Source organism: Siansivirga zeaxanthinifaciens CC-SAMT-1 (genome assembly GCF_000941055.1).
Taxonomy (GTDB): domain Bacteria; phylum Bacteroidota; class Bacteroidia; order Flavobacteriales; family Flavobacteriaceae; genus Siansivirga; species Siansivirga zeaxanthinifaciens.
Genome location: NZ_CP007202.1, coordinates 2,975,126 through 3,001,815 on the forward strand (window position 1 = coordinate 2,975,126; position 26,690 = coordinate 3,001,815).

13 protein-coding genes are annotated in these 26,690 nt (G+C 35.7%); 1 reads left to right on the forward strand and 12 read right to left on the reverse strand.

Annotated elements, in window-relative coordinates:
• Nucleotides 1–11: 11 nt before the first annotated feature.
• The 6 genes from AW14_RS13080 to AW14_RS13105 all read right to left on the reverse strand — a co-directional run bounded on the left by AW14_RS13080 (nt 12) and on the right by AW14_RS13105 (nt 12,437).
• Nucleotides 12–1,406 (reverse strand): sulfatase, encoded by a 1,395-nt coding sequence (locus AW14_RS13080; RefSeq protein WP_044639210.1) that lies wholly within the window; start codon nt 1,404–1,406, stop codon nt 12–14.
• Nucleotides 1,407–1,586: 180 nt separating this feature from the next.
• A complete protein-coding gene (locus tag AW14_RS13085) occupies nt 1,587–3,410 on the reverse strand; it encodes a glycoside hydrolase family 2 protein (RefSeq protein WP_044639668.1) in 1,824 nt (607 codons plus the stop codon).
• A 26-nt stretch (nt 3,411–3,436) separates the two neighbouring features.
• Nucleotides 3,437–5,362 (reverse strand): hypothetical protein, encoded by a 1,926-nt coding sequence (locus tag AW14_RS13090; RefSeq protein ID WP_044639211.1) that lies wholly within the window; start codon nt 5,360–5,362, stop codon nt 3,437–3,439.
• A 13-nt stretch (nt 5,363–5,375) separates the two neighbouring features.
• Nucleotides 5,376–7,655, reverse strand: a complete 2,280-nt coding sequence (locus AW14_RS13095) for a glycoside hydrolase family 78 protein (RefSeq protein WP_044639212.1) — start codon at nt 7,653–7,655, stop codon at nt 5,376–5,378.
• A gap of 66 nt (nt 7,656–7,721) precedes the next feature.
• Complete coding sequence (locus tag AW14_RS13100) at nt 7,722–11,039, reverse strand: DUF5107 domain-containing protein (protein WP_044639213.1); 3,318 nt, start codon at nt 11,037–11,039, stop codon at nt 7,722–7,724.
• 15 nt (nt 11,040–11,054) lie between these two features.
• Nucleotides 11,055–12,437: a sugar porter family MFS transporter gene (locus tag AW14_RS13105; RefSeq protein WP_044639214.1), complete on the reverse strand. Its 1,383-nt coding sequence runs from the start codon at nt 12,435–12,437 to the stop codon at nt 11,055–11,057.
• 279 nt (nt 12,438–12,716) lie between these two features.
• Here AW14_RS13105 and AW14_RS13110 point away from each other — a divergent pair, with 279 nt between their 5' ends.
• A complete protein-coding gene (locus tag AW14_RS13110) occupies nt 12,717–13,577 on the forward strand; it encodes a helix-turn-helix domain-containing protein (RefSeq protein WP_044639215.1) in 861 nt (286 codons plus the stop codon).
• A gap of 261 nt (nt 13,578–13,838) precedes the next feature.
• On the opposite strand, the gene AW14_RS13115 is transcribed toward AW14_RS13110, so the two are convergent.
• The 6 genes from AW14_RS13115 to AW14_RS13140 all read right to left on the reverse strand — a co-directional run bounded on the left by AW14_RS13115 (nt 13,839) and on the right by AW14_RS13140 (nt 26,674).
• The gene (locus tag AW14_RS13115; RefSeq protein ID WP_044639216.1) at nt 13,839–15,155 is read right to left on the reverse strand and encodes a sulfatase-like hydrolase/transferase; all 1,317 of its coding nucleotides are present in this window, start codon (nt 15,153–15,155) and stop codon (nt 13,839–13,841) included.
• A gap of 6 nt (nt 15,156–15,161) precedes the next feature.
• Nucleotides 15,162–15,959 carry a DUF1961 family protein gene (locus AW14_RS13120; RefSeq protein WP_044639217.1) on the reverse strand — a complete coding sequence of 266 codons (798 nt, stop codon included), beginning with the start codon at nt 15,957–15,959 and terminating at the stop codon, nt 15,162–15,164.
• A 30-nt stretch (nt 15,960–15,989) separates the two neighbouring features.
• Entirely contained in the window at nt 15,990–17,357 is a 1,368-nt protein-coding gene (locus AW14_RS13125) for a BNR-4 repeat-containing protein (protein WP_044639218.1), read from the reverse strand.
• 48 nt (nt 17,358–17,405) lie between these two features.
• The gene (locus AW14_RS13130; RefSeq protein ID WP_044639219.1) at nt 17,406–20,336 is read right to left on the reverse strand and encodes a sugar-binding domain-containing protein; all 2,931 of its coding nucleotides are present in this window, start codon (nt 20,334–20,336) and stop codon (nt 17,406–17,408) included.
• A 118-nt stretch (nt 20,337–20,454) separates the two neighbouring features.
• The gene (locus AW14_RS13135; protein ID WP_084708898.1) at nt 20,455–23,802 is read right to left on the reverse strand and encodes a glycosyl hydrolase; all 3,348 of its coding nucleotides are present in this window, start codon (nt 23,800–23,802) and stop codon (nt 20,455–20,457) included.
• A 115-nt stretch (nt 23,803–23,917) separates the two neighbouring features.
• Nucleotides 23,918–26,674, reverse strand: coding sequence for a family 78 glycoside hydrolase catalytic domain (locus tag AW14_RS13140; RefSeq protein ID WP_044639220.1), 2,757 nt, complete (start codon nt 26,672–26,674; stop codon nt 23,918–23,920).
• Nucleotides 26,675–26,690: the final 16 nt, after the last annotated feature.

Genomic DNA, 26,690 nt, shown 5'->3' on the forward strand with positions numbered 1-26,690 from the left:
AACATCTGCCATTACTTCTTTTTTAGAAAATCCTTTCCCCATTTTGCTCTTAATTCTGCCGCTAATTCCTTTACCGTGTTTTTATAGGCTGGTTTTTCAGCTAAATTATCCAGTTCTAATGGGTCGGTTTTATGATCAAAAAGCATTCGAGCATAAGCAATACCATCATCCTTAACCCATTCGGTATAAAACAAATCGCCTTTAATTAGTGTTACGGCATCCCCAAATTTAGATACTGCCCAGTCTTTTTGTTGAGACTGTCCGTTTATTACTGGCACAAAACTTTGTCCTTCAACAGTTGCTGGAATATTCAACCCAACTAATTCTGCTAAACTTGGGTAAATATCTATGTATTCGGTTATAGCCTCCGTATGTTGCCCGCTGGTTTTACCTGGAACTTTAATAATTAATGGTGTTCTCAAAGCTGTTTCAAACGTAACGTGTTTACACCATAATTTGTGGTCGCCTAAATTCCAGCCATGGTCTCCCCATAAAATAACGATGGTATCATCCTCTAGTTCTAAACGCTTCAACTCATCCAGAACCAAACCTATTTGCGCATCAACATAACTAACGCAAGCATAATAACCATGAATCAATTCTTTTGCCAAATCTTCTGGTAAATCGCCATTTTTAGGAACATTATGATATTTACGCAATTCTCCAAATTTATGAAAGGCCTCTTTTGGCGTAGATTTTGGTTGCATATAGCTTTTAGGAAGTTCAATTTTACTTCTATCATACAAATCCCAATATTTTTTTGGAGCATTAAATGGCAAATGTGGTTTCATAAAACCAAGTGCCAAAAAAAATGGTTGGTTTCCATTTTTAAGTTTTTGCAAGTCTTCTATTCCTTTTTCGGCTATTTTACCATCAAAATAAGCGTCATCTCCAACATCTGCCATTTCAGTAGGTACGCCGTAACCAGCTTCCATGCTTTGTTTTACATGTTCTGGTAATTGATAATCTCTAACACTTCCTTTAGGAAACCATTTAGAATCCCATGCAGCCATGTCGTCCTTACCACTATGATAAATTTTACCGTTTGAAATGGTGGTATATCCATTTTGTTTTAATAGTAAAGGTAACGATACCGCATCTGGAGCATCTATGTCTTTCTCTGTTCTAGCATCTAAAAAGCGATAACGTGTTGGCCTCGAACCTGTAAGCAAACTTGCTCTAGAAGCACCACAAACAGGAACGTTACAGTAGGCTCTATTAAAAACCAAACTTTCGCCAGCAAGTTTATCTAAATTGGGAGATTGGATATGATTGGCGCCGTAAAAATTCATTTCAGGCCTTAAATCATCAACAGCTATAAAAAGGATGTTAGGCCTCTTCTTACTAGGCTGAGCAAAAGCAAACAAACCAATTGATAAAACTGCTATTAATAATAAATTCTTCATATATAATGTTTTATTTTAAAAACTTAACTCAGATTAAATTAACTTACGGAAGAGTCACACCCTATACTTAAAACAAGAATCAAATTTATTTTAAGTTTATAAAACTTCTATCCCGTACTGTTAGGTATACATATAAAATCAATTTATACTTAAATTGAATTCTTTTCAATAATACTACGATTACTTCTGAATTTGCTGATAAAACTTTTGGAGTGTATAAAACGCTTTTTTTCGATTGCCTGTTTCCGAGATTAATCCTTTTCTATTGTATCCGTTTTGATATGGAATCAATGTACGGCGAGGAGAACGAAAATCAGTTAATATCCAAGGGGTAATACCTGCCAAATTAGGAATTTTTGCCAGAGTAGGTAGTGTTTCTTGGTACAAAAGTTCCTGATGTTCTTCACTCCAAACAGTTAAATTGTCGGCATGAAATCCTTGTAATGCACCTGCGCCAAATTCGGAAATGATGACCGGCTTATTGATATCAATTTCCCATCTGATATTTTTTATATTATCAATGTCGCCGCCATACCAACCGTAATATTGGTTAAAACTCAATACATCCACAACATGGGCAAATTTATCCTCAACAATCATGATGTTGCTATTCTCCTTTTTCCCGTGGTCTTCAAGCGCTGCACTTATTAAACGTGTGTTATCCATTTCACGGGTTGTTTTAGCGAGCTTGGTTAAAAAAGACAGGCGCTCTTCAGACTGCGGTGTTTCATTTGCCATGGACCAAATGATGACTGAGGCGCGGTTTTTGTCTCTGCTAATTACTTCTTTCAATTGTTGTTCTGCTTTCGAATAGGTCTCTAGATTTTCCCATTGTATGGTCCAATACACTGGGTTTTCTTCCCATACCAAGATTCCCATTTTATCAGCCAAACGCACCATATTCTCATTGTGTGGGTAATGTGCTAAGCGAACATAATTACAACCCAGTTCTTTTGCCCAACCTAAAAGTATCGTTGCATCTTCCATAGAATAGGCTCGACCACCACGCATCACATTTTCCTCATGAATACTGATTCCTTTTAAGAATATTTTTTTTCCATTCAAAAGAATGTCACCACCTGATGTTTTAATTTGACGAAAACCAATAGCATCAATTACTTGGTCACTAATGGAAGAAAAAATAACCTCATAGAGTTTTGGATTTAAATCACTCCAATAATCTATTTTTTTAACTGGTATTTGAAATTTCACAAAACCATTGGCATCGGCAGTAAATTCTTTGGTCAATTTTAATTCGGGAATGCTGACATTTACCTTTGAAAAAGCTTTTGCATCGCCATTTAAACGGATAAAGCCATTTAGTAACTTATTATTTTCCTTATCCAATTGCAGACTATAGTCTTCTATAAATGTGCTACTTACTTCTAAAACGGTAACATCTCTTGTAATTCCACCATAATTCCACCAATCGGTATTTAGGGTTGGGACTTCATCGGCAGCTCTTTTGTTATCGACTTTTACAATTACAAAATTGTTTTTATCTTTAAGCAAATGCGTCATTTCGAAATTAAAAGGTGTAAATCCGCCTTTATGCGTTCCTAATTTTTTCCCATTCAGATAGACATCGGCGCGGTAATTAACGGCACCAAAATGCAAAAAGTACCGTTTTGCTCTATCATAATTCTCGACATCAAAGGATTTTTTATACCAAATAGTACCTTCGTAGTATAACAAATTCTCTTTTTGCGAATTCCAATCACCTGGCACCAATAAAGTTGGAGCCGAATCAAAATTATATTCTACGCGGTCTCGTTTACTCTTAGGTTTTTGATTTAGGAAAAAAGCCGATGCCCCAGGATTTTCGGTATTATCATGTGGTTCCATGCGATAATTGTAGTAACCCGTTTCATACATGTCAATAATATAATTCCAGTGTCCGTTAAGCGAAAAACTTTTACGCGACTGTGGGTTTTGAATCAGGGGTTCATTGGCATAACTTAATGCTGATAATGACAATAAAATCCCAATTATGATTTGTTTCATTTTTATATTTACTTTATTTAAATTCATTATAAGACTTCAATTTTTATTCGAACTTCCCGTTTGTCATTATCAAAATTGACAATGATAGGAATCGCTTCAACCCCTGGCACCATATTAAAGGTTCTGCCTTTGGCTGTTTTTTTTATTTGCAAAGGTACAGAAGAGCTAATTTTTACAATGCCATTGGGCTTTATAATTTTTATTTCATTGGTTGTTAATTGTTCTACAAATTCTCCAGTTGGAGATACAATAGGTAAAACAAACGATGTTATATGTTTAATTTCCTCAGAAGTATGGGCTATAATCTCCAAAAATTGATTAGAACAGTTATAAAACAAGTTAAAATTTGAAGCCGTTTCAGGAACTATTTTTCTGGATTCGTTTTTCAACTGAACCTTTGCATTACACGTTATTTGCTCATTTTCATCAGATGAACTATAGGTTGCTTCCAAATCAAAGAGGTTGGTGTACCAAGCATTGTTTACAAAAGTTTCAATTCGAGGTGTTAGTGCAATATCCTGCCCAGGAGCAGGTTGTTGATTATCGGCTTCTTGCAGTTTATAAACAGCCATACTTGCAGTACAAAGCAACCCAACTTTATTATGATATAATAGTGAAAGAGAAGCTCCAGTAGCCTGCCTGCAATCATTTTGTAAATTATATTCAGCATCATAGGCAGAGACCGTTCCACGCCAATCAGCCCGAGCAAATAAGGTTACATCTAATTCTTTATAATATTTAAGCCCGTCAGCAATTGCTCTAGGAAGTGGCGTTTTGTTGCTAATTTCAGGTAAACTTTCCCAATGATCCAACAAGAATGCTAAAGGCTTTGCATGTTCAAAGGTATGATGGACACATGGTTTAACATTGTGTGAATTATATTGTAAACCACCGTGTAATAATCCGTTATGTGTACATTGCTTTAACAGTTCGGTATTTTTAAAAGCAGCAGTTCCAAAAGCGGGATTATACTTTGCCATGAAACCAAATGCTGGTTGCATCCCATCGCTTGTTCGGCTTCCCCAATAACTCCATTTGTACATTCTATTTCCAAAACTGTTATCTAAGCCTCCATCGGGAATTATAAACTCAAGGTGTGTTTCTAAAGATTTTTTTACCAATGCTAATAATTCTTCATCCTGTTCTTCCAAAGCATACAATACCAAACTATTTAATGACTCTTCTAAATTATACCCCAAATCAATAGCAAATAATCCTTTTGGACTTTTAATGGTTTTATCTGGGCCTTGTTTTTCGCCATATAAAAAAGCATTTGGGGTGGTAAAAAAACTTTTTATTTGGTTTGCCAAATCTTTACTTCGCTTAACATATTCGGGCTTATCAATAAGTTTCCCTATTAAGTTTAATGCATATATCGTTGTTGCTCCATAATTGATATTGGCATTACCTATAACTGGAAAACGATTATAAACAAAATCTGCTGCTAATTCTAAGCGTTTATACCATTGGAGACGTTTTTCATCATCAAGTAAATCACCGTGATATTTTAAAGTTTCAGCTAAGGCAATGGCGCCAAAAACCGTTGTACCATCCCAAGATTTTGGATTTAATTCATTCGTCCATGCTCCATCATCCCGAGTCACGTTTGCTCCCCACGCAAATGCAGCAATTCCAGCCTCGCTATACTTTTTATCTCCCGTAGCTTTTGCCATAAAAAATAAAGGATATACAGCATCCATACTACGAGGATGATGATGGTCGCAGGCGGGACAATCCAACAGACCGTGTAATTTAGGATTTGAAGGATTTAAAATTTGTGTTTTGAGCATCCCGTCGCACCAATCTTTTAACAACTCGAAGACTAGCGTTTTAAATTCATAAGAATGGCTATTATAAAAATCTCTATGATTACTTTTAAAAAAACCACAGCCAGAAAGGGATAGTCCCAAACTGGCAAAGGTTGATAATTGTATAAATTGGCGTCGTTGCATAAGATGCAAGATACTATTCTTTGTAAACTTTTAGGTTATCAAAAAGATTAATATTATAAGAACTTCCTAACATCACATATCCGTTACCATTTTTGTGATTTACTTCGCTTAAGAATTGATTATCCACAAATGCTTTAATCTCTCTTTCTTTAAAACTAAGTTTTATATTGTGCCAAATATTTCCGTCAAAATTTTGAATACTACCCGAAGCCAAGGTTGTTTTATCGAAAACCAGTTTCCAGTTTCCATTTTTTTCAAGCATCAAGCGATGTCCTTTTAAATAACTGCCTTGCACTCTTCCTCCTAATTCAACATCACCACCATCGATGAATACATCTACGCTACAGGTAAAATCCTTCCAATTGATGTCCCCCACTAAGGTATTGGGTTTAATATTCGATTGACGGTAGACACGCATCCAGTCGTACCCTTGTTCGGGATTAATTTGTTTCAAACAATTTGTTCCATCTTCTTTTTTGGCAATTTCAAAACTCCCTGTCTGGTCTGAATGGTATTTAGGTAAATCCCCTGCTTTTCGGTCTTCATAATCTTCACTATAAGGAAATGGAAAAGCCGTTTCATTAGGAATTGTATAATGCCCTTTTTGCTGACCTGTAGTGGTAGTCAATGAATAGATGCACTTAGCGTCAAGATTTATTACAAACTTTCCGTTTTTAGGACTGATGCTTTTTTGTTGAATAAACTGATTATTTTCATCTGATTTCCAAACTGTAACCGTTTTGTCCGACAAGCCTTTTTCAATCTTAACTTCTAAGGTCTCAGCCTTCTCAGTACAAACAATCATACTCCAATTATCGCTGTTTTTTTCTTTTAAACTAACACAACTTCCTTTGTAGGTAGTGGCATCAAACAAGCCACAAGCTTTATCCAAATACTGCCATTTGTTAGATTCTGCAAATTGTGTGGTATGTGCCGTTGCCCAAATAGTAGGCCATACTTCGTAATATCCGCTCCAAGGACTGTTAGCCTTCATAGCACCTGCCTTATCCCAAGTAACCGATTCGTATATTGAGCCAATAGGTGCCCAAATGAGGGTTTTGGTAATTTTATCTCGAATGTAAAATTTGTTGTATAAACGTGCTAGATTGAGTGCCCCTGCTCCACCCCAGTCTTTACCTGTCCAGCTCCAATCTTCACTAGCCCAAAGCGGTTTTCCCGATGCTTTAGCCTTATCAGTTGTTGGTCGTCCTCTGCCATCTACCATATTTTCATTAAATTCTCGACCTGTTACATAATGATAGCCCGCTGCTTCAATTACCTTGTTAAATTCAGGGTCTTTTTCGAATTCTTCAAAAATTTGCCAATCGCCACTATTATCATCTGGTCCTTGAATTTTCACATCTTTATAACCTCTGGCATTAAGCAAGGGGCGCACGTCATTAACAAGCCAATCTCTGTCTGTATAGTTTTCATTTTCAGCGGCGGCTACCCAATCAATATCCAAATCCCAATCTCTTTTGGCCACATCCAAAAATGCTACAAAATATTCCGCAGACTCTTTGGTGAAAATATTTGGCTTTAAATACCCTGGAAAGCTCCATGGTAAGTATTCTAAAATCATATCATGATTACGATTTTTGGCTTCTTTCATAAACCAAAATTCATACCCTCTAGATACTGGACTTTTAAGTTCCTCTCTAGTAATAGCATGCGAGGGTTCAGAGCCACAGGTCGAATTTTCACCACCTCCCATTTCAACTTTTAGGTGTTGAAATCCAGCGCCAAATTTAGGCTTGAATAATAAATCAAGAATTTGACTACGATATGGGTCTTTATAGTCATATAATAAATCGGTAGAGGCACCCGCACTAACGCCTCCAATACCTTCAAAAACTCTACCATTATCTTTTGGGTTTAAAGTGATTTTTACAACTCCCTTTTTTTGTTCAAAAACGGGTGGAACAAAAGATTTTTCGGGGTTTTTAATATCTCCCATTACAAACCAAGCAGGCTCACTATGTTTAACCCCTCTATTATTTCCCCAAACCGTTACTCTCCAATATACTTTTTGCCCTGATTTTAAAGGCTCTCCAAGATATTCATATGGTCCTGTTTCAGATTTACTTGTTGGACCTGTATCCCACAAATCTGGATATTGAAGTTTTTCAATACTTGTAGCCATCATAATTCGAAAGCCACCTTGTTCGGTACTTACACTATCACCTACAAAAGTCCAACTAAAACTGGGATGTGTTTTAGTAATTCCTACAGGATTTGTTTGTCCTTCGCATTTTAAATCCTTAACATTTAAAGTTTGTGCTGATATTTTCAAACAAAAAAAACAACATATTAATAGCCTTATCATCGTTTAATAGGTATTTAATTAATCATTTTATTTTTATTCACATGAGGTGAAATGGCATTGATTACAATAGTTTAAATGCGTATAGGCCCCTATATGATATGCATTTTGTTTTAGGATGAGTTCGAATGTTTTTTTAGCTTTTTCGATATGACCCAAACCTAAATGCCCTAACCCAATCAAATAATGACAATATTCCTCATGACGCAATTGCAAATCATCTTCAAAAATCAATAAGTCTGGAAGCGATACTGCAAAATAATCCATTTTAAAGGGTATTTGTAATTGCTTTTTACCAAACTCCAATAATTTATTGAAACGTTCGTGAGCTTCTGTTTTACGGTTCAATTTAATTAAAGCTAAGCCTTGATAGAAAATTTTATCTGGTTGCTGATCATTGTAATACATTGCAGCAACTGGTTCAGACAAACCTGTAGAAGCCTTTTCCCAAGCTAAAACGGCTTGTTCTTTCTCACCAAATCCTTCATACGCGCACCCTAACCAAAAATTGAAGTCGTTTTCTTGAGCACCATAAATTTTACCCTCACCTAAATTATGCGGATAATGATATGTTTCATTTAAATGATTAATTGCTTTTTGATATTCACCTTCTGCAATGCTTTTTTTAGCTAACGCGACATGACTGTATAAATATTGCCCAGGAACTTTTCCTTCTCCACCTTCCCAGGGGTGAAATTGACGCTTCATAATTAAATTTAATGCCTTTTCCTCTTCGCCAAGAAAATTCAACAATGTTACATGCTCCAAATACAAATCATCTCTAAAATCGACCAAATCAGGATGTTTTTCTAAAATTGCCAATCGAATGGCAGGCTCAATATTTAATTTCTTGTACAATTGGTCCAATTCCATTAAAACCCGAGCATCATTAGGATTCAACTCAAACGCCCTCTCCAATGCTGATTTTGCTTTGTTAGCATTACGCTGTTTATTATAGTAACCCAACGCTAGATTGCGATGTACTGTTGGAAATGTATCATCAATCTCTTTTGATTTTTCCCAGCAAAAAATGGCATCTGTATGCTGCCTTGCACCATACCAATAATTGCCTAAATAATACCATGCCTTTACATCTGATGGATTCATTTCAACCGCTTTTTTGAGCACTATCAATTCTTCTAAACGGTGAGGAAAACAATAATCGGGAGTCAAATTAGATGCTAAGTTAAAATTATTTTGGGCCTCATCTACTTCTCCTAATTGCAATAAATAATTGCCTTTAAAATATTGAGCCATAGGATACACGTTTTGGGCTTCTTGAAAATATAAGTTGATGAAATCCAAAGCCTCTTGATAACATCCAGCAGCGGCATAATCTAAAGAAAATTCTATGTAATTATGTACATAACCTCTCATTAAATCTTTTAGCTCTTGAAGCATTCGTTCATCATTAAGCAAAAGATATTTTTCGTTAATAACTCCAAAATTAAAGGGATCAAACATTAATGACTCCTGAATTAAATCTAATGCCTTTTGCGTTTGATTTGTTTTACGTAAAAGGACAATTTTTAAATGTCTTGCCTTTTGGTTCTGCCAATTTTTCCATAATGAGCGATCAATAATTTCGAGAGCCCTATTAAAGTTTCCATTTAAGGTGTCAATCTGTGCACAATGAAAGAATCCACTATCTTGCCAAGCGCCATTCCAGGTAGATTTAAAAAAATAATCATACGCTTCAGTTATTTTATTTTGAAACCACAAACACAGACCTAAATTATAGAGTGGTTCGCCATCATAAGGATTGGGATTTCGCTCTGTTAACGTTTCAATGGCTTTTCTAAAAAAAGGTTCTGCTTTTGTTAATTGCCCCCTTTTCAAGTACCACAATCCCATGGCGTTGTTATTACGCATATCTGAAGGCTCTCTTTTTAAAGCCTCTAGATAATAGTCGGTTGGGTTGTAAGTAGCATGTCGATATTGCTCTAAATGCAATCCTCTTAAATAAAGCTGTTCTATAGACTCAATTTCTTCTGGATCTTTAGCTGGCTTAGCTGGATCTGGGATGGGATTTTGCTCCTCCTTTTTTTTATGCCAATCTACCAAAACAACATTTTCCTGATTGGTTAACTTAACATAAATATCCTCAAAATCAATATCTCCAACCACTTCTTTTTCAAAACTCATCTCGGGAGAAAAATCTACAATTTCTTCAAAAACGGTTTTATCTTTTGACAGGACTACAACCTTTGCCTTTTTATATTCAGAGGTTGTATATATTTTAAGTAATAACTTGTCATTTTCTATAGTCAAGTTCAACATGGCGTCTTTAGTAGCATTTTTAACAACACCTAAGTCACGATATGGCATAAAATATTGTTTAAAACTCTTTTCTTCATAGGGTTGCAACCAACTAAAATCAGGCTGATTATCAGTATAAACACCACACATTAATTCAATATACGGTCCATCTTCATCTGTTAAATTTCGATCCCATGCATAGCCAAAATCACCATTCCCCCATGTCCATTGTTTTTTTCCTGGTGATTGATGATGATCAGCAACGTGAAGTAAGCCTCCTCTAGTATCATTTTCATAACCTCCCACAAAATTGTACTCTGACTTAATGGCCATGTATGATGTAGGAACTGGAATGTTTTTATATCTAGAAATATCAGTTCCTGGCGAATAATCCATTTTATAGTAGGTTCCAGTTGCAATTGGAAAATCGGAAACATCTCGCTTTCCATGATCAAAAACAGCATTAACATCCGGTGGAAATACTGATTGATAATGGTCGTTTACCGCAACAGCAGGGTTAGCCCACCATAAAAAAGTTTGGGGATGCGGAGTTCTGTTAAACAATTTTACTTTAATTTCTAAATAAGCTTTATCTGGATACAAAGTAAATCCTGCCATCCCTTTGGTACGAAACATACGTTCTACTTCACTACACCAAACAGTTACACTACCATCTTGATTTTCTTCAATTAAGGAATCTACAGGATCGTAAGTTGATGGACGGTGATGTTGAGGCCAATTGAATTCGATACCCCCAGAGATCCAAGGACCAGTAAGCCCTACAAGAGCAGGTTTAATTACTTGATTATAGTATACAAAGTGGCGCTTTTTTATTTTGTCATACGCCATTTGAATACGGCCACCAAGCTCAGGTAAAACCATTATTTTTATGTACTTATTTTCAATAAAAATGGCATTCCATATTTTATCTACTTTTTCATCACTTATTTTTTCAATTACTGGATGTGGGTAAACAGACCCGCTACTACCTTGATAAACCCTTTTTTCTAAAAATATGGGATTTTTCTCAGGAACTCCAATTTCATAAGTAGGAATTACTACATTCTCTTTCCAAGCTCTTACAGACTCAATCATATTAATTAACCTTAATTATTTAATGATTTCATTTTCAATTTCTTCTAAGGATTTTCCTTTGGTTTCAGGAAGTTTTCTAAATACAAACACCCACCCAAAAAAGCAGATAGCACCATACAACCAAAATGTGCCTGCTGCACCCAATGTGCTATTTAATAATGGAAAGGTATAGGTGAGAACAAAACAGGCCGACCAAAGTGCTAATGTTGCAATTGCCATAGCCATACCACGAATTTTATTTGGAAAAATCTCTGAAATAATAACCCAAACTATTGGGGCTAACGACATCGCATAAGTTGCTATCGCTAATAATACTAGTATTAATAAAATGGTTCCCGAGATATTATAGTAGTATGCCCCTCCAACCAAAAGATAGATTATGGAAAGCCCCAAAGAACCAAATAACATTAATTTTCGCCTTCCTAATTTATCAACCGTATAAATCGCTACAAAAGTAAATATCAAATTTATGGCTCCTGTAATAACAATATTGAAAAGGATATCTGAAACACCAAAGCCCGCTGCCTTAAAAATTTCTTCGGCATAATTAAAAATAACATTGATGCCACACCATTGCTGAAAAACTGCCAATACAACACCTAAAACCAAAATAGGCCTAATTTTCCTTTCATTAAGCATGGAAACAGCAACTTTATTAGTATCTGTATTAAGACTTTTTATAATATTCTCATATTCATTGGATGCATAATCTCTTCCTCCTATTTTTGTTAAAATGCCTTCCACACTACTTCTTGTTCCATTTTTTGCTAACCAACGAGGGCTTTCAGGCACCAAGAACATCAAAATAAAAAAGAACATAGCTGGAATGGTTTCTGCCCAAAACATATAGCGCCATCCCGTTTGTCCATTCCAAGAATTCAAAATTTCTTCACTACTAAATCCCTCTGGAACTGCTTCGGCCAGTTGCCAGTTTACGAGTTGTGCAGCTAAGATGCCAATAACGATGGTTAATTGATTGAGTGAAACAAGACGACCACGCATATTGGCAGGCGCAATTTCTGCAATATACATGGGTGATAAATTAGAGGCTAAACCTATACCAATCCCACCAATAATTCTGTAAACAATAAAGATTGAAAAATTTGAAGTTGCTCCGGTTCCAACAGCAGATAAAGTAAATAAGAAGGCTGAAATAATTAACAATAACTTTCTACCATATTTATCACTTAACATTCCCGACATTGCTGCGCCAACCAAACAACCCAAAAGCGCACTACTCATTGCCCAACCCTGCATACTTGGATTATTTGATATGTGAAAAAATTGTTCATAAAACGGCTTAGCACCTCCAATAACAACCCAATCGTAACCAAATAACAATCCGCCCATGGCCGAAACCATGGATATCATGTAAATATATTTTGTGTTAATTTTCATATGTTGATATTTATTGTTTTTTTTCGGTTATATGCAATTGCTTCGCCAGTTCGCAAATGCTCGAGTCATATATCATCATTCGTGTGTTCGACCAAATTTTGAGTCATGCTCATTTCACTAAAATATTTTTTAGAGTTTCAATCTTATTGAGAAAAAATCACCAAGAACAGTCCATACGAAAATACGAGGTAACATTCATAAAAAAAATAGATTATTATCTATAAAGATGGACTATTTTATTATATTTAGACCTAGCGTTGAACTTAAAAATCCTGATTTTTGGAATTAAACAAAAGTGTTTCAATCCCGAATTTTGAACTTCGGAAATCTTTAAAGCATCCTCTAAATTCGATGCTGTATATTACCGACATCGGTTTTTACCCACGTGCCTCAGAGCATTATAGAAAGCGAAAAGACGGTTGTAAACAACACATTATTATTTATTGTATAGAAGGAAGTGGATGGATATCTGTAAATGGAAAACGGTTTGATGTAAATAAAAATCAGTATTTCATTATTCCAAAAAATATACCGCATAGTTACGGAAGCAACAAACAAAATCCATGGAGTATTTATTGGATTCATTTTTTAGGAGAATTATCGCATGACTATTCCCAATTAACCAAAAATCCAGAAACGATAATGCCCTCAAATATTGATAGAATTGACAATAGAATTGAACTATTTGAAGAGATGTTTCAAAATCTTGAAATGGGTTTTACGCCAGATAACATCCAATATGCAAATGTTTGTCTTATGCACTTTTTGGCTTCTTTTAAATTTTTAGATCAATATAGACAAGTCAAAAAACGTGATGAATCGGATGTTATTTTACAGTCCATTCAATACATGAAAAAAAGAATGGAAAACACCCTAACTTTATTAGATTTAGCTCAAGGTTCAAATTTATCAATCTCACAGTATTCTTTATTATTTAAGAAAAAAACAGGGCAATCGCCTTTAGATTATTTAATTCGATTACGCATTCAAAAAGCATGCCAATTATTAGATAATACACCATTAAAAATCAAACACATTGGCTGTAACGTTGGGTATAACGACCCGTATTACTTTTCTAGAATTTTCACTAAAACCATAGGTGTATCTCCTAGAGATTATAGAAAGGCACCAAAAGGTTAAACAAAAGTTGCCAGACTACACCACCAATCTTTCTATAAACCAAACACTCATCATTTAAATTCGAGAGGAATAATCATACATAAATTTACATTTCTTCTATTTAAAAAATTAGTTATAAGTGAGATAATACCAGACTTTTAAAGATTGGTAGCTATAAAAATTGGCATCGTTGCATTGCATTTCATTTTAATTTTCAATCAGCTAATTTTTTTCACTCCAATAAATCAGACCAAATCATTCCGACAAAACAATTTCAATCACTTATTTTGTTCTAAATTTTACAATTTTATCAGTTAAATCTTTAACTATTTTCGGATTGCTAGCTGCAATATTCTTTTGCTCAAAAGGATCTGTGCTAATATTAAATAGTTGTACTTTTTCATCGGCCTTTCGAACAGGATCAGGAACTATTATTTTATATGGCGGAAAAATGGCCATATTATAATACAGACTATTTTCTTTAGTGTCAAAATCATGAGCATAAACCTCTCCAAAAAAACCTTTTCTTTTATTTAACTTTTCAGTATCTAAAACGCTTATTCCTGGTAAGTTCGCAGGTTGCTTAATATCTAAAATATCGAGTACCGTTGGTATCATATCGATACTACTCACAAAGGTTTCATTGTTAATTTTAGGTGATATTTTACCTTTCCACTTATACATAATGGGTGTGCGTATTCCTAAATCATATGGGGCTCTTTTCGATGTTTTTACGTAGGTATCTTTATTCGGTTCTTGAACCCAACCATTATCGCACACATACACAAATAAGGTGTTCTCTGTAAGTCCCTTTTCCTCAAATAAATCGAATAACTGTCCGCAGGTTTGATCAAACCACTCACACATGGCCCAATATTTAGCTAAGTGCTCTGATGTTGTTTTTTTCATATATTTCTCTAACAATTCTTGAGGTGGCGTATGGGGTTGATGTGGTAAAAATGGCGCGTACCACAAAAAGAATGGTTTTTTTTCTCTCAAAGCTAAATCAACATAACTATTGATGGTATCGAGTCCTTTTCGACCAATTTGAAGACCGAAATCACCGTGACGTCCACCACGCTTTGGGTCGCCGTGGGTCATGCCATAATCAAATCCTCCAATTTTGTGGTTACCATGCCACCATTTCCCCGTTTGAAAGGATAAATACCCTTTTTCTTTAAGCATATCTGGAAGCGTTGTTTGTTTTTCAAAGGAAGAAATAACAGGTTTATACGCTTCTGCTCTTTCATTTCCGCCGATATTCCCACGCTCATAGACCTTATCATTGCCTAAAATACCATGATCTTTTGGATATAAACCCGTAATTATTGTAGCTAAAGAAGGCGAACACAAGGGTGTTGGCACATACCCTCGCTTGAAGGTTAAACTTTCTGATGCAAATTTATCTAATCTTGGGGTTTCAATATTTTTATCACCCATAAAACCATAGTCGGTCCAAGCCTGATCATCGGATAAAATGAATACAATGTTTGGTAATGATTGCTTTATTTCCTCTTTTTTTGGAGGTTTAACTTCATTTTTAGTTGTAAATGCAACCAAAAAGGTTGCAGCGATTATTAATAAGTTGATTTTTTTCATTTTTAATTAGTATTGTTTAGTGTAAACCTTAAAATTCTTATATATAGAGGAACGTGTGTACATTTGCCTTAAACCGATTCTTCCTTCGTTAACTTGAGCTACCTTAGACAAATCCCAAGTAAATAATTCATCTCCGTCGGCACTTTCAATCTTAAAAAACAACATTTGACCTGATTTAATAGCGGTAATATGATACTTTTGACCTGTTTTGATAAAACCTTTATTATCGTAAGAGGGCACAATTTCAGTTAAATTGAACGCTTTATTTTGCATTTTGGGATACCTGCGTGCTCTTGTATAATAAAAACCATCGCCATTATTTCCAAAAGCGGCATAACTAATGTGCAAAAGATTCATGTTTTCAAAATACTTTTTCATAGCCGGAACTTCTCTGAATTTACTCCATTTCATTATATCTTTATCAAACTCAGCTTCACCAATGCCCGTAGCCTGAATATATAAAAGATTAACATACTTATTTGCCGTGTCGGTTCGGATAAAATCGAACTCAATTTTAATATCGCCGGCAAACGATTCTTTTGTCCACAAAACAGCATGGTGGGCATCATTTTCAGGTTCTGGTCCAGCCGAAAAATGCATCCCTTTTTTTGTGTTTTTTACTGTAGCAACCAACCCATCCAAAGTCCAGTTTTTAGTCCAATCGTCAGTACATTTATCATTGAAAACTAAATTCCAATCTTTTGATTTACTGATTGACTTAAACTCGGCTGATTTATTCTGTGCAGCACAACCAAACACAAATAGTGTTACTATTAAAAAGCTACATACTTTTTTTAATTTCATGAAAAGATACTTTAGTTAGCTATCAAAAAATCATTGTAATTTCAAAACCTCAGCTTCCGTTTTTAAGCGTTTAACCGGGCCTTTATCTCCTAGTAAAAAAATTCTTGAATAATCTGTACCCTTAATTTTTTGAGTGGTTACCATTTTAGCATCTGGATGTGCATTTCGAATAAAATTAGCCAAGGTAAAAGTTCCACCTTCTTCGTTGATGAGCACTTGCTTTTTAGCAAACTCATTTAAGTTTTTAGTACTGTTCCACCAAGCTACTTCGCCAGATTTTCCTTGGTTGTAACCAATTAAAAATTGAATGTCTTTTGATGAAGTTACTTTCATTTCTCCTCTGGCTGAACTTGGTAAGTTGGTAGCACCTCCAGTCCATTCTTTACCTGTATAAATATAATTCATGAGTTGTTTTGGTCCACCATGAGGAGTGCCATCCGCTTCACCTTGATAGAAACTAAGATGCGGAAAACCGGAACTGTTTAAACAAGTAGCACCATCTTGAACCCATTTGTCGGAAGTGTTAATTGCCAAGGTCATCACATCCGAATATTCCTTGGTTAATGGTAGTTTTAATTCCTTTCCTTTAACATTGTACCACTTATTTTTATCAGTATCGAAGGTCATATAATAACAATTGTTTCGCTCACTGTAATGAGGTGTCATATTTTTGCATACGTGATAATTATATGATACCAAAATTTCGTTTCCTTTACCTCGCTCAAAACTTGGATACCAAGAATCAAATACATCTGAACAATCTGGAGTAGGTTTGGCTTGTTTTGCTTTTAAGATTGATACCTTAGGCGAAAAAGTTTTGCAATTATCTTTCGACACTTGATAAACCCAGTTACTGCGATGCGCTCCGTGACGATAGAACAAATAAATATCCCCGTTATCTAATTTTAAAAATTGACTGTAGGTAGCAAATGGCGTCAAATTATCTACCTCAACCCAATTGGATATATCCATAGGTTTTTTGGAAACAACGTGAATTTGTTTCCCGCCATTGTAATTTCCTAAAGTATTTTCACCAAATTCTTTAATACCTCCATGACCTCCAAAAACAATATGTATATAACCTTCACCATTTACCACCAAAGAAGGTTTACCATGATTATCAATTTTCTTACTATTTGATTTTCCTAATAAACTGGTTCCTGCTTTATATGGTCCTATCCACTGTTTTTTTTCGTGATTGTAAGCTACCACATAAGGATCTTCTTTTTCTCCCTGATAAGCTATATAGGTTACTCCTTTATAATATTCTCCGTTATAACCAACAATAGGATTACCAAAAGCATTATTGGAAAAATAATTTACTTTTTCATGTTCGGATTGACCATTACTTATCAAGGAATTAAAAATGATAAGTACTATTAATATTATATTTTTCATTATACTAATTATTTAAATATTTTAATTGAATCAATTTCGATATTGGTTTTAATTATCTATTGGCAGTGCATTCGATTTAAAATCTATTTCTTTAGTAGATCCGCATTCTTTTTCAAACACTTCAGCAATGGCTTCTGGTTTTATTTCCCATTGTGGATTGAATGCTGAAGAAACCAAGTAGTTTATCAAACTCTGACGGAACTGTCGTGTCGCAGGTCGGTTTTCTAAATCATTTTCAATATCAATACTACAAATAAGCAACTTTCCCTTTCCCACTTTAGCCTCGGCTACAAGAGCTAACTTCTTATTCATTTTCCACGAATCTACGGGCTGAATTAACGAACGATACGCTTTTGGCCACGGATTTTTAGAATCATGTGAATCTAAAATCATAGGTTGCGCATTATTTAAAATATCCCACCAGTTCCAATTAACATGCGCATCCGTTGGAAATAACTCAAATAATGGATGTTTAGGATCAAGTAACATCCCTGAGGCTGAAGATTGACCACCTTGATCTCCTATGGCTGTCCAGAAATGGTTTGTAAAACACGAAGCTAAATCACCTCTCATATCACCAATCTTAGGTAATAAAAGTACGGTTTCGCCTAATTCAAGTCGTTTTTGGGTGTCCTTGTTCCATTCTTTAGTTACATGAACATTTTTCGGAAAAAACGCAACTTGTTTATCTGGGTAAACCCAAATATTCCAATCGTTCATAAGCTTATTTGCTTTAGATTCAAGCTGTAAGTTTAATTTTTCCGGCGCATTTATACCTGCAAGTGGAAAATCTATAGAGGCAATAAGCTGAGCGCTTTCTTGTTTAAAGCGCATTGCAGGCAGTTTCCATGTTTTCAATAAAACCCCATCATTAGTTCGCAGCGTAGCAACCAAATCATTTAAAATCAATTCTTCCTTGCTAAAGTGTGTCACTTCAAAGTCTGCTTCTAAAATCTCTTTTTGAGTCAACACGCGTTTAGGCATGCGTGCTAAGAGTACTGTTGGTGCACTCCATCGACGTACGTAATCTAAATCAACATAAGGACGTGGGTCGTAGAAAGGATCTGTTAAACCCACTGGAGCACTACTTTGCCCAGTAAAATCGGCTAGCGAAAGCCATTGAAAACCTGCCATACCCGGCGTTCGATAGGCCGCTTCAAAGGATTCACGAATTAATTCGACCTGCCACTTCCCAGACGATTCTACAATTTTAGGAAGAAGTTCGTACATCCCGCGTTCCTTTAGTTGATCAAGTGCAATTTCAAGGTAGTTCGCTTTAAGGTAACCCGTATATTTTTTGAGTTCGGTTTCAACATCGGGGTACGTACAAATTTGAGCAATTTCATGTGACATTACAGGAACTTTAAATGAGGAAGCTGCTTCGCGCCAATCGATAGACGTATTTGGCGGGGTTAAGTTATATTCGGTACGATTAGGCGTTGGAGGCCATCCAAATTGGTAACGAAGTTTAATTTTACGTTCTGGCCAAATACCCCGCTGCACTTGATAGTCAGCTCCTTCAGGGCTCCAAGAATTCGCTTTAACCATGTAAAGTTTAGAATTATCGTAGGCTTTCCATTCCTCAACTATTTCAGAGAAAAATTTGTGGTCGCCATCATATTCATTACCAAGTCCCATAAATACAAAACTTGGATGATGACCAAATTCATCTAGAATTCTTTTTGCTTCAGCCCTCATAAAATTAAATTGAGCTTTTGTTTTGACTGTCCCCCATTCTCCCACTTCTGGGGCCAGGTAGATGCCTATTTCATCGGCAGCTACAAAAGCTGCACTTGGTGGTGTCCAAGAATGAAAACGAGCTAGGTTAATGCCAAAATCTTTGTAGGTACGCCATACTTTGCGCCACGACTCTACATCCATGGGTGCATAACCTGTTGTTGGCATAACTGCACAGTCATTATTGCCCCTCATAAAGGTTTTAAATCCATTGACACTAAAATGTTTGCCATCTGCTTTTATATCTCGTAGTCCAAATGTTAGCTTTCGTGAATCGATAGATTTTTTGATTTTTACCTTTGCCTCCATTTGGTACAGATGGGGTTCGTATTCATCCCATAACAGCGCATTTTCTGATATAGGATAATTAATATACATCATATTATTATTAATATCATCTACCCGTCCTTTTATGACAAGGGCTTTCGGATTGTGCTCGTTTCCTTCACTTACACCAATAGCATCAAGAGTGAGTTCCCACTTACCTTTAGCGTTACTCGTTTTCCCCAGCAAAAGTCCAACTTTTAACATGCCTCCAACGGGTTTTGGAGATACAGTTAATCTTTCTATCCAAATATCTGGGTGAGCGACAAGTTTTATATTGCCTACAATACCATTCCAAGTACCCGCTGTTTGCTCTGACACTGAGTGCGCATTGTAACCCATATGAACATATTCAGAATTATCTACTCGTAATGTGATTATATGTTTACCAGGTTTTAACTGCCCCAAATTAAACTTGTGAGGCGCTGCTAAACTGGTAGCTTCACCAACCTCTTTGCCATCAAGCCATAATTTAGAAACCCAATGAACACGTTCGAGTGAAACCATAACAGGATTTCCTTTCCAAGATTCTGGCACTTCAATATTTCGCATATACCAAACGGGTCCAATAAAGTGTCGGTCCGGTTGCAGAAAATGTTGCATTTTATATACGCCTTGCTCCTTATATTTACTTAAATAATCTGGTCCCCAACCATTAAGACCGCCTGTACCTGCCCATTCCGTATTACCGTACCAAGGTGTTTCGGGACCAGGTATATTTCCGTACCCTTGTTCTTGTATACAACCTGGAAGCTTTAATACATCAGAAAATGACGATTCATTGAACCACCCCTCTTCAATTCCTTTATTTTTTGGGTCTAATTTAACTTGCCATTCTCCGGCAAGGTTAATTTCTTGCTGTCCATAACTAATTATTGATAAAAAAAAAGTTAGAACTGTAAAAAACGTATGCTTCATTTGTATTTTCTTAAAAATTTATTTTTAAATCGATATTTCATTTTCATTAATTGCTGATTTATATGAATCGCTAGTTCATTGAATACACCTACCAAAAACATTCCTATCTAAAAATTGACTAAGGCTTCTGGATTAAATAATTAACAACTGATTTTAACTGCACAGGCCCTAAAAGTCCAGAAGGCATCAATTTTTTATCTGTTTTGTAAAAATTAAATACCGTAAATGTACGTCGATTCCCTTCTGGCTGAGGCTCATTATTTGTATACCATTCAGGCATATTTTTAGCATTTTTATCATAACCACTAGTATCAGGTAATGCCTCATCTCCAATTAACCTGTTGGTCCATTGGTTAGTCACCTCAATTTTGAGTTCATTAAGACCTTCTTTTGCGAAATTAGTTATATCCACCTCATAAGGAGCCACCCATAATACACCCAAATCTTTTCCATTTAAGAGTACCCGTGCGGCTATACAAACCTGACCCAAATCGAGGTATAATTTTCGATTTGATTTTAATAATTCTTTATTAATTATAAAATTTTTAGTGTATGTAGCCGTTCCTGAGTAATACTTTATCGCATCTAAGTTATTATCTTTCCAGTCGATTAATGTTGAAAACGTGTGTTTTGCCTCGTAGCCATCTTCTTTTCTGAATTGAACTTCCCAGCTACCTCTAATGGAATAAGGAGCTACAATATCGTTAATCTTAAACTGCTGTTTTTCGCCTTGTGAAGTGACTGCTTGATAGTTACCATTGACCTTAACTTCGGCTTGTATCTTACCACCCTCGTGATAAACATATTGAACATCTTTTTGAGGTTCATTACTAACATGTAGCGTGTTATTAATTGGCTGACGAAACACCACAAATACAGCACCTGAATCTTCCAAAAATACAGGTAGTTGTGTTTTTCCTTCCTTGGTTGTAAACTGCGCCAATTTTACAATTTCACCTGTTAATGGATTCCAAAGTTCAGGTATTTTTCCGGTAACATTAAACGTACAATCTAACATCTGAGGGGTATCATCCATATTGTAAAAGAAATAAATGTCCTCTGTTTCGGTTTTACGATGAATATAATTGTAAGTTTCTTTCCCTTTTACCATAAAATCTGGCGTTACCTTTAGTTTTGGTAAGAATACTTTCCAATTCATTTCGTTGTAAGTAGTTGGTTTGTTCCAAATATATTCTACTAAGGCATTGAACTCGTCTTTTTCTGCCTGACTTATCTGGTATTGGGCAATAGTAGTTGGACGTTCACCAATAAGAACCGCTCCCTGATCAGCCAAAACTTTTAAGCGGCGTAAGGTAGGCCATTCAATTTTTTGGATATTTCCTAATATTAAAGCTTTAAAAGTTGTCCCTTCAGGAAGCTTCAATTGACCTTCCTCAACAACAACTCTGTTAATTAGGACTTCACTATTGGTATTCAAATATTTAATTTGTCCAGGTAGTTTAGGATTAAATGATGGGTTTGGAGATGCATCGCCAGGAAAAAGAAGAAAATCGTATACTGGATTGCCTTGACGAAGCATATATTGACCGCGAGCCAAATATTTAAACCAAGCTTTGCCTGCATTATACCACCATGTGTTTGTACGGTCGAAATGCGAACCCCAAGGGCCCATAGTCATTCCTGGTGTAACGTGTGTATTTGGCTGGTGTGCAAACCGGTGAAACATGAACTCATTAACACCTAAAGTCCAAATACGATCTCCTGATTTCTTAAATCCACTTGGGGTTCCCTTCCAATTTAATTGGGAAGAGGCTGTAAAAGATTCAGCCGACACAACATTCTTTCCATATAAATGGGCCGACTCAACCGCCGCATTAACAATAGTAGACGGATCACTTTGCCCAGTGGCATCAGGCAAACTTGTCCAAAATTCGCCCATAGGTATATCTGATTTACCACCAGTGGCTAAATTATCCATGGGTCCATTTCCGTAAGGCTCGATATAGGTTTTTATCCCATCCTTATTGCTTAATTCTGTAAAATAACCAAAATAGTTTTCTACCATCAGCTCACTATTTAGTTTTCGAATATCATACGTAACGGCTTCTGTTACATCTGCATTTTTGACAAAACGACCTGAATAAATAGGTAAAAAAAGTTTTAAATCGTACCCAAATCGAGATTTAAAAATACTATCGTAATTCTTTGTCCAGTTTTGACCTCCCATTTCATAACTATCTATTTCAACATATTTCATGGCATTTGGCGCAAATGGCATAGCGGCATCTACCACTTTTTTTGTAAACGCATCGTAATGTATTTTTACAGCCTCTCGATTGTATTTATCCACCTCCAAACCTCTGCCTGAATCCGTTGCAGGATGATTAAAAGCAGCGGTAGTTGTATATCCAAAACGCATGATTGTCCAATTTCCTTTAGGAACTTTTGTGGTTAAGTTACCATGCGCGTCCATTTGGTGGGTTAAATCTATAACTTTAGAAGGATCTATAATCATTTCTTGAGCAGGAGTACCAATAGGTGTAACTTTAGAAGCCTCGGTTTTTGACATTGACACGCGTCCTAATTGATCACCAATAAATTGAGTTGAAGAAAATGACGTTTCATACAAACTTACTTGTGCCGTTGTTTCAACTTTAATAAATTGTGTGGTAATGCCATTGTATATTTTTGACAAACTAAATTCATTTTTTCCTGGGCGAGGATTGTCCGGTTTTTCAATTTCTGCATAATCCTGCCCATTGTTCGACACATAAATTTTTATTTTTGAATGTCGTGTTCCGGTGGAAATTAAAAGAGAACGTAAGGTAAAAGGCTTAGAATAGGCATAGACAATACTCGCCGGATTTTTTTCAGAACCCTTTATTACCGTAAAAGTGTCAATTTTGTTATCGGTTAATTTTTTAATATCCAACTCTTTGTCTGAAGACGTTATGGTAGGAATATTGTTGATGTTTTCAAGTTCTGATTGAAAAGATGGATATGCCAATACGGCCAAATCTCGATAATATCCTTTTCGTGTAGTAGGTTGTGGCAATTTTACTTGCATTTTTTTTCCTCCTTTTACTATCGTTTCACTGTGAACCACCATTTTCATAGATTGTTCAGGTGTAATCCAAGGGCCGCCACTTGCAGACCATCCATCACAATTGTGAACACCAAAATTTAGCCCTAATCGTTCAGACTCAACCGCAGCATGTTTTAACAACGCAATGTGCTCCGGCGAGTTATATGTTACTTTACCATTTGGAATCCCGTAGGAAATATTAAATAACAACACACCTCCCACACCGGCATCTGCAAGTGCCTTCAAATCTTTTGTTAACCCCTCTTTAGACATATTGCCGTCTAAAACATGCATCCAGGTTTGTGGTCTAAATTGATTTGGTGGGGTTTGAAAACTTGACTCTAATAACTGATTAGTTTGAGCGAAGCAAACAGAGACGCTAAGCATCAACAAAACAATTAAAAGTCTGTTTTTTTTCATTTTTTTATTTTATAAGTTTATTGAATAAGGCCTCATTATTAAAACTATTTTTTCGGCTTCATTTTTAATTACATCATTTTTTTAATGTTCAATTTTAGAAAATTGATAATTCCATTTAATTTACATTGTAAAGCTTTATCTCGAAAGTTCCACTTTGAAAATTGTCTAAAAATAATTGATCGCCTTTTATCTCAACTTTAGTACTCTTACCATTTACCGTAATATTTGGATTACTTAAATTAAATGTTGGTATGATAATTTTAGCTGTTGTGTTTGTTGGAACAGTGATATTGTAAACAAAATCCTTACCATCATATTTCCAATCTGATGAAATTTTTCCGTAAGGTGAATGATATTCGCCTTTAGCTTCAGATAGTATTTGATTGGGTACTGGAGCAAATAATATTTTCTTATACCCAGGGGCTAAAGGTGCAATACCGGCAATGCGCTCATACATCCATTGACCAATTGCTCCATAAGCATAATGATTAAAAGACAAAGCTCTATCAGCAAAACCTTTATCATGGGTATAGCCATCCCACCTTTCCCACATGGTTGTAGCTCCTTGATTTATGGAATAAAACCATGAAGGATAGGTTTCCTTAAATAAAATATCGTAAAGAAGATTCGTATTCCCTGTCTTATCCAAAACATGAGCCAACAAAGGTGTTCCAATAAAACCTGTGCGCAAATGAGTATCGGCCTCTTGAATAAGCTCAACCAAATGAATAATAGCTTTATCAGCTGTTACCTTTGGAAGTATATCAAAACCAAGTGCTAATAAATAACCCGTTTGTGTGGGCGTATATGGTGATTTTATTTTTCCGTTTTCATCGAAAAACTCTTTTTCAAAAGCCTGTGAAATCGAGTCCAAAAGTTGTTGATAATAAACTTTATCCTCTTTCAAACCTAAAACCTCAGCAGTCTTCATGGTTAATTTGACTGAATAGGCATAAAAAGCTGTGGAAATAAGTGTATTAGGCGTGTCTCCTCTACGGTCATCTTTTTGTTGAGAAAAAGGCTGTAGCCAATCGCCAACAGTTGACATATAACTAATGTAATTTGTTGCTTCGGATGCATGATAATCGCACCAACGTTTCATCATGTCGTAATTATCTTCTAAAACCCCCTTATCACCTGTCCTAAAATACAATTCCCATGGAATGATTGTACATGCATCTGACCATCCTGCCTGAGCAAAATTCCCCGTAAAATTTGGAACTACTACTGGAATACCTCCATTGCCAAACTGGTCTTCTCTCATACTAGTAAGCCAAGCAGCCCAAAATGCGTGTGCATCTGCCAAATAAAGTGACGTTGGGATAAAAACCTGAGCATCACCTGTCCAACCCAATCGCTCGCTACGTTGCGGACAATCCAAAGGCACGTCAAAAAAATTTCCTCGTAAGCCCCATTGAATATTACTATGCAATTGATTTAATTTGGTATGTGATGAATGGAAATTGCCAGACATATCAAAATCAGAATGCTGAACCATTCCTGTAACCCAATTTAATTGTGGTTGATGTTCTTTACTGTACCCACTCACTTCAACATAACGAAAGCCATGAAAGGTGAATTTTGGTTGCCAAGAAATGCTACCATTTTCTTTTGCGATGTAATAATCTATAGAAGGTGCAGATCCAAGATTGCCAGTAAATAGTTCACCGTTGCTTGATAACATCTCGCCATGTCTTAATTTAATGGTATCACCTTTTTTAACAGGAATGTTAAGTTGAACGACACCTACCATATTTTGCCCCAAATCAAATAGTACACGTCTATTTCCTTGTGCAGTCATTTTAACAGCCTGTAATTTCATCTTATTTTTAACTGTTGCATGTTTTTTGGGAAATAATCTGGTTTTTGGATCTAAATTTTCAACGGATACTTCTTGCCAAAAACGATCATCATAGTTTGGAGTATTCCACCCTGGAATCTCGTAATTGGCATCGTACACTTCACCGTCATACAAACCTGCTGTGCGAATGGGGCCATTATTATAAGCTTTCCATGTTCCGTCTGTCGCTATGGTTTTTAAGTTCCCTTTTATATCTTCTATTTCTAATTGGCAAATAATCTGGGGTGGTGCGACTACAGTATCCCAACGTCTTTGTGGACCAAAACGACCTGAGTGCCAACCTTCCGAAAGAATCAACCCTATAGTGTTTTTGTTTTTTTGTAAAGCATCTGTAACATCATAAGTGAGGGTTTCTATTCGTTTTTGGTAAGGAGTCCAACCTGGTACTAACACATCATTCCCTATTTTTTTTCCATTGATACTCGCTTCAAAAACACCTTTGGCAGTAATGTATAAGCGAGCCCTTTTTATTTTAGAATTTAGTTTGAATTGTTTTCTTAAATATTGAGGTTTAAACAATCGTGTTCCATAACGAGTTGTGTTCCATTGGTCTGGATCTGGAATTTTTATCCATTGTGCTTTCCAATCTGAATTAGATAGCAAACCCATTTCGATACTGGCTATCTTGCTCCAGCTTGAGGAATGACCTTCTTGGTTCCAATACCTTAGTTGCCAATAAACTTTTTGTCTTGATTTAAGTTCGCTACCTCCATAAGTAACATTAACGGATTGATTAGACATCACCTTACCTGAAGACCATACATCTGGTGATTTCAATAATAATTCAGGTCTCGAGGCCACAACTATTTCATAAGCTGTTTGATTTTTTATGTTACTCGCTTGTGGTAGCTGCCAAGAAAAAGTGGGCTTGCTATCATAAAAACCAATTGGATTATGGAAACCTTCGGAAACCGATAGACTTATTGGTGCTGGGAGAATTTCTTTTGCCTGAACAATACTTGTATAAAATAATAGTTTAAATATTATGAGGTAAAAAACATGCTTTATCATTGGGAAATCAATGGAT